Genomic DNA, 11,862 nt, shown 5'->3' on the forward strand with positions numbered 1-11,862 from the left:
CCCTTACGCTCGTTTGAATTGTTGTAAGAAACGTACATCATTTGTATAGAAATGACGAATGTCATCTACTCCGTATTTCAACATTGCGATACGCTCTGCGCCCATACCGAATGCGAAACCTTGATATTCTTTTGAATCATAACCAGCCATTTCAAGTACGTTCGGGTGAACCATACCTGCGCCTAGAATTTCAATCCAGCCAGTTCCTTTACAAGTGCCGCAACCTTTGCCATGACACATCATACAAGAAATATCCATCTCTACAGATGGCTCTGTGAATGGGAAGAAACTTGGACGAAGACGGATTTCACGATCTTCACCGAACATCTTTTTCACGAATACTTGCAGTGTACCTTTTAAGTCACTCATACGAATGTTTTTATCAATTACAAGACCTTCAATTTGCATGAACTGATGTGAATGCGTCGCATCGTCGTCATCACGGCGATACACTTTACCAGGACAAATAATTTTGATTGGGCCTTTTTCTTTATTATTTTCCATCGTACGTGCTTGCACAGAAGATGTATGTGTACGTAGTAACGTTTCTTCTGTAATGTAGAATGTATCTTGCATATCACGCGCTGGGTGATCTTTCGGTAAGTTTAGTGCTTCGAAGTTGTAGTAGTCTTTTTCTACTTCTGTTCCTTCAGCTACTTCATAACCCATACCGATGAATACATCTTCAATTTGCTCAACAACAGCTGTTAACGGATGGTGACAACCTGTTTCAACAGGACGACCTGGCAGTGTAACATCGATTGTTTCAGTAGCTAATTTCGCTTCGATTACTGCTTTTTCTAAGTTACTAATTTTGTCATCTAAACGCGTTTGAATCGCTTCACGCACTTCATTTACTAATGCTCCCATACGTGGACGCTCTTCTGCTGACAATTTTCCCATGCCGCGTAATACTTCTGTAATTGGGCCTTTTTTTCCTAAATACGCTACGCGTACGTCGTTTAAGCCCTTTAGCTCTTTCGCTTCTTCAATAAGCTCTAACGCTTTTTGCTTTAGCTCTTTTAAACGTGCTTCCATTTTGGAACCCTCCTAATTTTAAAAATAAAAAAACCTCGCTCCCAAAAAGGGACGAGGTAAATTCGCGGTACCACCCTAAATTGACAGAACAAGTCTGCCCACTCATTAGTTATAACGATCAATTCTGACCGGAACGCCTTTACATATACATGGTCCTGGCGTCAACTCCAGAGGTGAATTCACTTCCGTCTACCATAAGAATGCTTTCAGTCTACGGCACTCTCTCCCTATATGGCGATTTTGTAAGTTACTCTTCTCTATCAACGTTTTTCGTTATTTAACTTTTAATATAATGTACTTCAACTTATTATAAGAAGTTTTTTATTTGTTCGCAACCGGGCTTTGCAAATAATACGTTAAAATCCCTGCTGCAACCGCAACATTTAATGATTCTGCCCCGCCGTAAATCGGAATATACAAGTTTTGATCCGTTTTTGCAAGAATTTCTTGGCGTACGCCATTTCCTTCATTTCCTACAATTAATGCAAAACTGCCAGCCGGCGTTACTTCACCATACGGAACTCCATTTTCAAGAGCTGTTCCATATACAGGAACGTTGTTTTCTTTTAACTTGTCTACCCATTCTTCTAAGTTCCCTTTTACAATTGGTAAGTGGAAAATAGAGCCTTGTGTAGAGCGGAGTACTTTACTATTGTAAACATCAACACAACCTTCTCCAAGCACAACGGCGTGAATACCAGCTGCATCAGCTGTACGAATAATTGTTCCTAAATTACCTGGGTCTTGCAGGCCATCTAATAAAAGGAATTTCCCATCAGTAAGAGCTACTTCTTTCTCATGCTTCTCACAAACAGCAAATACACCTTGTGTCGTTTCTGTTTCACGAAGTATTTTGACAATCGCCTCAGGTACGATATACATTTCCACATCATTAACTGTCCAATCTTTCGGAAGGTCTGTCTGATCTGAAACGATAAGTTCTGTTACAATTCCTGCCTTCAAAGCTTCCTCGACTAAGTGGAATCCTTCTACAAAAAATAAACCTTTTTTATCGCGTTCTTTTTTCGTTTGCAGCTTTTTCCACTGCTTTACACGCGGATTTTGTACTGAATCAATGTTTTTCATAATATGTATTTCCCTCTCTTCTTGTCTTATCATTATAGCCTATTTTTCATACATATTTACATAAAAAAGAACAAAAACTAACGTCAGTTTCAATTCTGAAGAAGAGGTGAAAGCAATGAGTTTTAATTTACGCGGTGCCGTATTAGCGAATGTATCTGGAAATTCACAAGATCAATTACAAGAAACAATCGTCGATGCAATTCAAAGCGGTGAAGAAAAAATGCTTCCAGGTCTTGGCGTTTTATTTGAAGTCATTTGGAAAAACGCTGATGAAAATGAAAAGCACGAAATGTTAGAAACACTAGAGCAAGGATTAAAAAAATAAGCAATTTGAAAATCACCTTTGCATAAGCTAAGGTGATTTTTTTTGCAGAAAAATTTTTTCTTCTCCTAAACATTTCTACTTTACTAACGAACTATGATGGAGTACAATGTTCAAAATACATTTAAACCGATCGATTTTTCTTCATATACACCATAAGATAAAAGGAGTGAATGTTTTATGCATCGTATTACGCTTGAACAAATTTTTAAACACCACATTACACAAAAATACGTAAACCGTTCTGGAATGGTCCACGCGATCGCTGTCGCTTACCATGCGTTTCACCTAGCCAAAAAGCATCACGCCTCAGTCGATGCTGCCACAAAAGCTGGCTTCCTTCATGATATCGGACATCATACGTGGTACACAGGCGGTGAATGGGATTATGACTTATATAAAAAGAATGATATACACGCAATTAAAGGTGCTGAAAGAGCACATAAATTACTTATTAGATTAGGAGAACATCCAAAACTAGCAAAAGAAATTTCTATTGCAATTCTTCTTCATACAGATTCTTTCTTAGTGGAACAAGAAATTGAAAGAACATCTCTTCAAAATATTATTAAATGGGCAGACGAAGCAGATGAAGAACCGGGCGGAGCGCATCATTATCGAACAATTTCTTATGAAAAAGCACTTAAAGCAATTCAGCAATTAGATCGATTGGTAGAGCGTGAATTGCAAATAGAGCAAGCAAAATTGAATAACAAGATAGAACATAGTTATCAATGAGAAAGAGGCATCACTACAGGGTGATACCTCTTTTATTATTTTATGGAAAATACACCTTTATATGTAATATTTAAATATTACGCCTGAAAACAAAATGCCTTATAATTAAATATACAAATATAAAGAGGTGATTCTACATATGCAACCCGCTACACAACTTTCTAATGAACAGAAATACTCTATGTCATGGGGACAATTTATTAGCTCCGTTGTATTCGCTTTTTTCGGAACCGGACTTATTACTGTGTTCCTCGCAATGCCCTTAACAATTTATACAGCCGGTCTTACAGATAAAAAACAAATTGCCCTGTATGAATCTATCGTAAATACTGCAAGTATTGTATTACAGCTAGCCGTGTTGTTATTCTTCATTTTTAAATTCGAACCCGCAAAAAAATTACTACTACAATCATTTAACTTTAAAGCACTGAGAGAATGGCGTACATACGTATACTTACTTCTTTTCTTCGCTATAAACATTTTACTCAATTACATCTTGTTAAATTATGTGTTCCAAGACGCAACAAAGCAGCAATCTTCCGCACTAAACTTAGATGTCTTTAAGCAGTATCAAATATTATTACTTCTCGGCTTTGCAATACTCACACCAATTTTTGAAGAGCTTATTTTCCGTGGCTTTATACTTCGCTTTTTCTCAGAACGCTTTCCATTTTGGATTGCAGCGATTATAACAAGCTTCTTCTTCGGTATCGCTCATACATACTCACTTGGCGTAATGGTCATTACTTTCTTCATGGGATTATTAATGGCTATTTTATGTAAAAAAACAAAATCCATTATTCCAGCTATGTTATTTCATATTATGAATAATTTGTTGGCATTCTTGAATTAGAAAGAGGTATCCTCACGATACCTCTTTTATTAATTCGTATGATCACTTCTCATCTCTATCAATTTATACATATTTATTAATAATATCCAAAATAAACTTCATGTAGTAAAATATAACTTAATTCATATAAAGGAGTTTACATATGTTCAGTGTTATTTGGATGCTTTTCACGCCACTTCTCTTACTATGCGGGATTGCTGGTGGTATTTTTTTAATAGTAACAGGAATTAAATATCGGAAATTACTCGTTGGTTTAATGGGGCTACTTAGCCTATCCTTTGTCACACTACCTTTTGTTTTTTTAAGTATAGGAATTAATATGGATACAATCTTCCCCATTCCAACTGCTCTTTACTGGACCCTATTTTCTTTAACTGGATTATTAGCAGGGATAAGTGGATTCCAAGCAAAAATTAAAAGTATACGTAATATGGGATTCATTATTTTTACCATTGGAATATTAGGGGTTATCTTCTGGGTACTCATGTCTGTAGGTGTTTGATTCTATATATAACTTTTTTCGAAACCCACAAATCGGAGGTAATACAGAAATGTTCGGAATATTAATTTGGATGATTTTAGCTTTTACTTTAATGTTATGCGAATTCATCGTCGGCATTTTTTTAATTATTGCTGGTATGAAATGTCGTAAATCATTTACTATTATAGCTGGTTTAATTAGCATATCTCTTATCGTTGTTCCTATCATTTGTATAGGTTATGGAATAGACTTAGAGGGGATGATTCCAATTTCAGGAACTTTATATTGGGGTCTCTTCTCTTTAGCTGGACTATTAGCTATTATAAGCGGCAGACAAATATCAAGTATTCGTGCTATGGGAACAATTTTGTTTATAACAGGGCTGTGCTCCGTAGCTGGTTACCAGCTTTTATATTTAACTGCATAAAGAACACAAAAAAGCAGGGAATTTAATTCCCTGCTTTTCTATTTGGTTTATTGCCTGATGGTAAGAAGAACGATAACACCCAAGCGATACCTGCTAGTATCGTTGCGATTAAGAAGGCATCGTTAATACCGTTAATTGCAGATAGCTTTGAAATTTGTCCATATAATAGTTGTGTACTCATCGCGTCTCCTGCTTGAGCTGATCCAGCTAAGGCCGCTAAACTTTGCCCCATGCCGTGTATTTTATCAACTAAAATTGGGTTTGATGTTGTTAACATGTTGCCGTAATCTGCTACGTGAGCAGTCGTTTGTTGCGTCATAAGTGTAATTAAAATCGCTGTTCCGATTGAACCCGCTACTTGTCTTGACGTATTTTGCGTTGCTGTACCGTGAGAAATTAATTTCATCGGCAGCGCGTTCATACCAGCCGTCATAATTGGCATCATAATGAATGACATACCAATTGAACGTATAATATAATCCGTCATAATAACGCTATACGGTGTATCCATCGATAATTTTGTAAATTCATATGTCGCATACGTCGTAATTGCCAATCCAATTATCGCTAATGGACGAATGCCATATTTATCGAATAATTTACCCGCTACTGGTCCCATAATCCCCATAATTAATGATCCTGGAAGAAGTAGTAAACCAGATTCAATTGGCGTAAAGCCACGAATGTTTTGCAGATATACTGGAAGCAATAACATACCTCCGAATAATGCCATCGTAACGATTGCGTTAATTACTAAAGTGAAAGTAAATACTGGATATTTAAATACTTGTAAATCAAGCATTTTATTGTCCGTTGTTAGCTCTCTCCAAATAAATAACGCTAAACCAATTACACCAATGATAAGTGAAATAACAACTTCTGCACTAGTCCAACTATTATTTCCAGCTTCACTAAATCCGTACAATAAGCTTCCTAGTCCAATACTTGAACTAACCACACCGAATATATCTAATTTCGTTTTAGACACTGGCTGAGCTAGTGTAAAGAATTTTAAAGATAGGAACGTAATAATTAAACCGATAATAAACATCGCATAGAACATTAAGTTCCAGCTATAGTTTTCAATCACCCAACCTGTTACAGTCGGTCCGATAGCTGGTGCTAAAATCATCGCTACACCTAGTAATCCCATCGCCGCTCCGCGTTTATGAGGCGGGAATAACGTCATGAAGATATTCATACCAACCGGCATTAAAATACCCGCACCAACTGCTTGAATTACGCGACCTGTCATCATCATTGTAAAGTTTCCTGAAGTAGCACAAATGATAGATCCTACCGTAAAGAATAACATTGCTGCTACGAATAATTTACGATACGTAAATCGTGAAACTAAAAATGCACTAATCGGTACTAAAATACCATTTACAAGCATGAAGCCTGTAATTAACCATTGTGCTGTTGAAGTTGATACGTTAAATTCATTCATTAACGGAGGTAATGCAACGTTAATAATTGTTTGGTTTAAAATAGAAACGAACATGCCGAGAATTAATACAGCTACAACTGCTTTTACGTTCACATTCTCTACAGGCGTAGACATTTGTTTTTTCGGCACTTCTTTTTCTTGTTTTACTTCTTCTTGCTTTCCTGTTTCTAACTCAACTACATTAGAAATTTCCGATTCTTGCTTTCGTTCAATTTCTTTCTCTTCTGTTTCAACTTTACTTATTTCTATTTTACTTACGGCTGGGACTTGTTCTTCTCCCATTTTCGTTTTTTTCTTTCGTAAAAGACGATTTACAAGGAAGAAGACGATTATACAAAATAGTGCATATCCTGCAATTACAATTGAGGACATCTCATCTCCCCCTTACTTATGAATACGAACTGTCACATTCATGCCAGGAACAATATTTACTGATTTGCTATGATCTAAAGAAATTTTAACTGGTACTACTTGTGTTACTTTCGTATAGTTCGCTGTTGCGTTGCTTGATGGCAACATAGAGAATGTATTCGCTGTTGTTAAGCCAACTTGTTCTACTTTTCCTGTTAACGTTGTATCTGGGTATGCATCTACATACACATCTACATCTTGACCTTTTTGAACATCATCAACATCTGTTTCTTCAATGTTTGCTGTTACCCATAAATTGTTCATATCGAATGCGTAAGCAATCGGGCTACCAGCTCCAACGAAAGCATTTGTTGTTGCGTTTGATTGTACAACCGTTGCATTTTGTGGAATGGTTACATCTACTGTTTGTTCTCCATTAGCTGCCGCTACAGTAACAGTGCCTAGTTTATCGTTCTCATTATAATTTTTTCCTACTTCAGCTTTCCAGTCAGTTAGTTTACCTGCTACTGGTGAAGCAACCGGAATTACCTTCCCATCAATCTTTGCATTGTCTGTTTTTAAGTAATTTTCCGTTTGGTTGTAATAGTAATAACCGCCAATACCGCCGCCAACTAGTACAATTAATGTGATAATGTTGATAATTACCATTCTTCGAAACTGATTCATTGCATTCCTCTCCTTATATCGCATATAATTTTTTTCTAAACTATTTATGTCCTTATTGTTTAGATTGTTTAATTGTTAATTATATTAACCTTTTAACAAAAAAATCACACCATCTGCAGCGTAAATCGAAATTTATCTACCTGCGAGCGGTGCTGATTTCTGAAGGACTATCGTTTATAATTATAAATAATTATTTTGAATCTACAACCGACAATTTACGTATGAAATGTCGCTTAAACAACAATATAATACCAATATGTTGTTTAAGTATAGAAAATTAAACGAGGAGAAGAAAAATGTCTATTAAAAATACAAATGATCCACGTGTAAAGCGAACGAGACAACTCATTCAGGATGCTTTTGTCGCTTTAGTAGGCGAAAAAGGCTTTGAAAATGTAACTGTGCAACATATCGCAGAACGCGCTCCTGTAAATCGCGCTACATTTTATAGCCATTACCATGATAAATATGACCTATTAGACAAAAGTATTGAAGAAATGTTAGAGAAGCTAGCAGAAGTAATTAAACCGAAAAATAGAAATAAAGAAGATTTTCAACTTACATTTGATTCACCTCACCCTACATTTTTGGCTTTATTCGAACATATCGCAGAAAATGTAAACTTTTATAACGTTATGCTTGGGGATAAAGCTGCCGGAAACTACTCTTATAAAATGATGAAAACAATACAAGTGCATTTAACATTAAGCTTGTCTATTTCACAACCAGATGATGAAGATCTTATGGTTCCTCGTGATATTTTGATTAGTTATGTTACAGGGGCTCACATCGGAATGATTATGTCATGGTTAAAAAGAGGAATGATATATACTCCGCATTTTATGGCGATGCAATTAACTCGTTTAATTATTTTAGGCGCTCATACTGCAGCAGGATTAGAACGGCCTTTTTAAAACATAAAAAAGCGAAGGAGAATCTCCTTCGCTTTTTCTATTAATTAAATGTAATGTTATGTACAGCCTCTTTATCAAGACGTTTAATAACTTCTACAATTAACTTCACTGCATTTTCATAATCATCACGGTGTAACATTGCCGCATGAGAATGGATATAGCGCGTTGCAATTGTAATTGCCATAGAAGGAATACCATTTACAGCAATGTGAATCGCACCCGCATCCGTTCCTCCGCCCGCTACTGAATCATATTGATACGGGATTTGTAATTCATCAGCAACATCAACTACGAAATCACGTAAACCTGTATGTCCAATAACAGAAGCATCATATAAAATGATTTGTGGTCCATCGCCCATTTTACTTTGCGCTTCTTTTGACGTTACACCCGGTGTATCTCCAGCGATACCAACATCTACTGCGAACGCGATATCTGGTTTAATATAATTCGCAGATGTTTTTGCGCCACGAAGACCAACTTCTTCTTGTACAGTTCCAACGCCGTATACAACGTTTGGATGCTTTTCATCTTTTAATTGTTTTAATACGTCAATTGCAATTGCACAACCAATTCGGTTATCCCATGCTTTTGCAAGTAACATTTTTTCATTCTTCATCACTTGGAATTCAAAGTAAGGTACAACTTGATCTCCTGGTCGTACGCCCCACTCCATTGCTTCTTCTTGGCTAGAAGCACCGATATCGATGAACATGTCTTTAATTTCAACTGGCTTTTTACGAGCTTCTGGAGGTAAAATGTGCGGTGGTTTTGAACCAATTACACCTGTTACATCTCCTTTACGCGTTACAATCGTCACGCGTTGCGCAAGCATAACTTGTGACCACCAGCCACCAACCGTTTGGAAGCGAAGGAAACCTTTGTCATCGATTTGTGTAATCATAAATCCAACTTCATCCAAATGACCTGCAACCATAATTTTTGGGCCGTTTTCTTCCCCTACTTTTTTTGCAACTAAACTCCCTAAATTATCAGTAGAAAGTTCGTCCGCAAACGGCTCGATATATTTCTTCATTACTTCACGTGGTTCACGTTCGTTACCAGCAATACCACGTGCGTCCGTTAATTCTTTTAGCATTGTCAATGTCGCGTCTAATTTTGTCATTGCCAACACCCTCCTTTTTCTTCAGTCAATTCATTATACAATAATTAAATTGAAATATTCAAAAATTAAATTAGTATCCTTGTGTTTGACGCTGATGATTTACTTCATTTTTATCTAAATATGCTTTTTCAATCTCTTCTTGCTCAAATTCAAGTGCTTGTCCAAGTCGAAGATAGCTCGTAAATAATTCAATATAGTTTGTAATAGATGGTTGATCTGTAAAACGAATTACTTTCGCATATGTGTCTAAGAAAATTTCCACTTGTGTTTTATTCGTTTGTGCACATTTATAGAATAGGAAGTTTTTATCAATACCTAAATCAATTCCGATTGATAAAATAAAATGCAAACCATCTACGTATTCTTCTAATATTACTTCACGTTCCGAAGCTGGCTTGTTGCTCCAATATTTAAAACAACGTGTTTCATTTGCAAGTTCTCCAATTTCTACAAGAAGAGCTAACATTTTTTCTTTTAACAATTTTTTCGGTTGTAAGTCATGTTCTTTTGCAATACGGTCATCTAATTCTTTTTGTAATTTAAATAGTTGTAGTAAGTCCATTCTATTGTCCTCCTCCAACATCGCATTTTACGCAACAATGTTGTTTCATCTCAAAGTTCATTATTATGTTTCAGTTCTTATGAATAAGTCAGCTATCTAACTCTTTATAAAATAGCTTGTCCTTAATTTACAAATACGTTTCAGTCATCGCTCTTAAATTGTTCATCTGATGAAAGTTCCATATTACCTTTCCATTATAGCAGTGTCGTTTCGGCTAGGAAAGATACTCTTCTTTCCAAACGAGCAGAATTGAAAAAAGCCAGGAGTATTCTCCTGACTTCATATGTATATTCTTCTATACTGCTATAACTTTTATATTGATTTTGTCATATTGATAACGACATAGTCGTTAATCTTTAGAATTTCTTTCACTTCTAACTTCTATTTGAATACAAATAAAAAAACCTTAGAAGAAAATTCTTCTAAGGTTTCAACTAATTAATTAGTTAATGTTGTTTTTTGCAACTGTTGCTAATTCAGCGAAAGCTTTTTCGTCATGAACAGCTAAGTCAGCAAGCATCTTGCGGTTAACTTCGATGCCAGCATTTTTAAGACCGTGCATTAAGCGGCTGTAAGAAAGACCATTCATACGAGCTGCTGCGTTGATACGTGTAATCCATAATTTACGGAAGTCACGTTTCTTTTGACGGCGGTCACGGAATGCATACATTAGAGATTTCATAACCTGTTGGTTAGCAACCTTGAATAATGTATTTTTTGAACCGTAGTAACCTTTTGCTAATTTAATTACTTTTTTACGACGTTGACGAGTAACTGTACCACCTTTTACTCTTGGCATAATATTACCTCCTAATTGTTCTATATATCAGCCGAACTTATTTTAAGTTGTCAAGCATTTGACGAATGCGTTTGAAGTCACCAGCGCTTACTACACCAGCTTTACGTAGTTTACGTTTAGCTTTTGTAGATTTGTTAGCGAATAAATGGCTTGTGTAAGCGTGAGAACGTTTCAGTTTACCTGATCCAGTCTTTTTGAAACGCTTTGCAGCGCCGCGATGAGTTTTTTGTTTAGGCATAGGTATTTCCTCCTCTATCTATTACTTATCGTTTTTCGGTGCTAAAACTAAGAACATACTGCGTCCTTCCATTTTAGGCTTAGATTCAACTGTACTAACTTCAGCACAAGCTTCTGAGAAGCGATCTAAAACACGTTGACCGATTTCTTTATGAGTAATGGCACGTCCTTTAAAGCGAATTGACGCTTTAACCTTGTCGCCTTTCTCTAAAAACTTGATAGCATTACGAAGTTTTGTGTTAAAGTCGTGTTCATCAATTGTTGGACTTAAACGAACTTCTTTCATGCTAATTACTTTTTGATTTTTGCGCTGCTCTTTTTCTTTCTTCTGTTGCTCAAAGCGGAATTTACCGTAGTCCATAATGCGGCATACTGGCGGTTTCGCATTTGGAGCAACTAATACTAAATCAAGATTAAGATTTGCAGCTAAGTCTAAAGCGTCATTACGAGACTTGATTCCAAGTTGATCGCCATTTGCGCCAACTAAACGTACTTCACGTGCACGAATTTGCTCGTTAATCATCATATCCTTGCTAATAGTAAGCCACCTCCAAGGTTTTCTCAGAACATATTTTGTAGTCATAGAACCCGAACAAAAAAAGTGCGGGCATACGACACCCACACTTGTAAAATCTTAAGTAAGAAATACATTTACCTGTTAACTGCGAATGCGTCCATCAGGTGAGAAGCGGGTGCTTCTACTTGTTCCACAAAACAATATTCTATTATCCTTGATGAGTTTATCATAGGACATGACGTCTGTCAATAAGACGCGATGTGTTTTACTAACA

15 protein-coding genes and 2 other annotated features are annotated in these 11,862 nt (G+C 36.2%); of the genes, 6 read left to right on the forward strand and 9 right to left on the reverse strand.

Annotated elements, in window-relative coordinates; genetic code table 11:
* Positions 1-3 precede the first annotated feature (3 nt).
* A complete protein-coding gene (gene pheS / locus MHB52_RS23580) occupies positions 4-1,038 on the reverse strand; it encodes a phenylalanine--tRNA ligase subunit alpha (protein WP_000388219.1) in 1,035 nt (344 codons plus the stop codon).
* Positions 1,039-1,082: 44 nt separating this feature from the next.
* Positions 1,083-1,311: a binding site (T-box leader), on the reverse strand.
* A 48-nt stretch (positions 1,312-1,359) separates the two neighbouring features.
* Positions 1,360-2,157 carry a TrmH family RNA methyltransferase gene (locus MHB52_RS23585; protein ID WP_001986644.1) on the reverse strand — a complete coding sequence of 266 codons (798 nt, stop codon included), beginning with the start codon at positions 2,155-2,157 and terminating at the stop codon, positions 1,360-1,362.
* Positions 2,158-2,239: 82 nt separating this feature from the next.
* On the opposite strand from MHB52_RS23585, the gene sspI reads away from it, so the two are divergent.
* The 5 genes from sspI (at position 2,240) to MHB52_RS23610 (ending at position 4,945) form a co-directional block, all read left to right on the forward strand.
* Positions 2,240-2,449: a small acid-soluble spore protein SspI gene (gene sspI / locus MHB52_RS23590; RefSeq protein ID WP_000009509.1), complete on the forward strand. Its 210-nt coding sequence runs from the start codon at positions 2,240-2,242 to the stop codon at positions 2,447-2,449.
* A 177-nt stretch (positions 2,450-2,626) separates the two neighbouring features.
* On the forward strand, positions 2,627-3,184 hold the full coding sequence (locus MHB52_RS23595; protein ID WP_016118701.1) for an HD domain-containing protein: 558 nt from the start codon (positions 2,627-2,629) through the stop codon (positions 3,182-3,184).
* 139 nt (positions 3,185-3,323) lie between these two features.
* Positions 3,324-4,037 (forward strand): CPBP family intramembrane glutamic endopeptidase, encoded by a 714-nt coding sequence (locus tag MHB52_RS23600; protein ID WP_001182122.1) that lies wholly within the window; start codon positions 3,324-3,326, stop codon positions 4,035-4,037.
* Positions 4,038-4,179: 142 nt separating this feature from the next.
* Positions 4,180-4,539 (forward strand): hypothetical protein, encoded by a 360-nt coding sequence (locus MHB52_RS23605; RefSeq protein WP_016118702.1) that lies wholly within the window; start codon positions 4,180-4,182, stop codon positions 4,537-4,539.
* 49 nt (positions 4,540-4,588) lie between these two features.
* Positions 4,589-4,945 carry a hypothetical protein gene (locus tag MHB52_RS23610; protein WP_016118703.1) on the forward strand — a complete coding sequence of 119 codons (357 nt, stop codon included), beginning with the start codon at positions 4,589-4,591 and terminating at the stop codon, positions 4,943-4,945.
* 22 nt (positions 4,946-4,967) lie between these two features.
* Here the strand turns inward: MHB52_RS23610 and MHB52_RS23615 are convergent, their stop codons facing one another.
* Complete coding sequence (locus tag MHB52_RS23615) at positions 4,968-6,767, reverse strand: DHA2 family efflux MFS transporter permease subunit (RefSeq protein WP_000095271.1); 1,800 nt, start codon at positions 6,765-6,767, stop codon at positions 4,968-4,970.
* A 12-nt stretch (positions 6,768-6,779) separates the two neighbouring features.
* Entirely contained in the window at positions 6,780-7,433 is a 654-nt protein-coding gene (locus MHB52_RS23620; protein ID WP_001071419.1) for an HlyD family secretion protein, read from the reverse strand.
* A gap of 296 nt (positions 7,434-7,729) precedes the next feature.
* Between MHB52_RS23620 and MHB52_RS23625 the strand changes: the two genes are divergently transcribed.
* Complete coding sequence (locus MHB52_RS23625) at positions 7,730-8,347, forward strand: TetR/AcrR family transcriptional regulator (RefSeq protein ID WP_000023661.1); 618 nt, start codon at positions 7,730-7,732, stop codon at positions 8,345-8,347.
* Positions 8,348-8,387: 40 nt separating this feature from the next.
* Here MHB52_RS23625 and MHB52_RS23630 read toward each other — a convergent pair whose 3' ends face one another.
* From MHB52_RS23630 to infC, 5 genes are all read right to left on the reverse strand, one after another.
* Positions 8,388-9,473 carry a M42 family metallopeptidase gene (locus MHB52_RS23630; RefSeq protein ID WP_000163555.1) on the reverse strand — a complete coding sequence of 362 codons (1,086 nt, stop codon included), beginning with the start codon at positions 9,471-9,473 and terminating at the stop codon, positions 8,388-8,390.
* Between the two features lie 70 nt (positions 9,474-9,543).
* Positions 9,544-10,035: a dUTP diphosphatase gene (locus tag MHB52_RS23635; protein ID WP_000365050.1), complete on the reverse strand. Its 492-nt coding sequence runs from the start codon at positions 10,033-10,035 to the stop codon at positions 9,544-9,546.
* Between the two features lie 442 nt (positions 10,036-10,477).
* On the reverse strand, positions 10,478-10,834 hold the full coding sequence (rplT, locus tag MHB52_RS23640) for a 50S ribosomal protein L20 (protein WP_001138362.1): 357 nt from the start codon (positions 10,832-10,834) through the stop codon (positions 10,478-10,480).
* Between the two features lie 37 nt (positions 10,835-10,871).
* A complete protein-coding gene (rpmI, locus tag MHB52_RS23645) occupies positions 10,872-11,072 on the reverse strand; it encodes a 50S ribosomal protein L35 (protein WP_001125945.1) in 201 nt (66 codons plus the stop codon).
* Between the two features lie 21 nt (positions 11,073-11,093).
* Positions 11,094-11,597 (reverse strand): translation initiation factor IF-3, encoded by a 504-nt coding sequence (gene infC, locus MHB52_RS23650; protein ID WP_000973215.1) that lies wholly within the window; start codon positions 11,595-11,597, stop codon positions 11,094-11,096.
* A gap of 63 nt (positions 11,598-11,660) precedes the next feature.
* Positions 11,661-11,781: a sequence feature (ribosomal protein L20 leader region), on the reverse strand.
* Positions 11,782-11,862: the final 81 nt, after the last annotated feature.

Source organism: Bacillus sp. FSL K6-0073 (genome assembly GCF_038006085.1).
Classification (GTDB): domain Bacteria; phylum Bacillota; class Bacilli; order Bacillales; family Bacillaceae_G; genus Bacillus_A; species Bacillus_A cereus.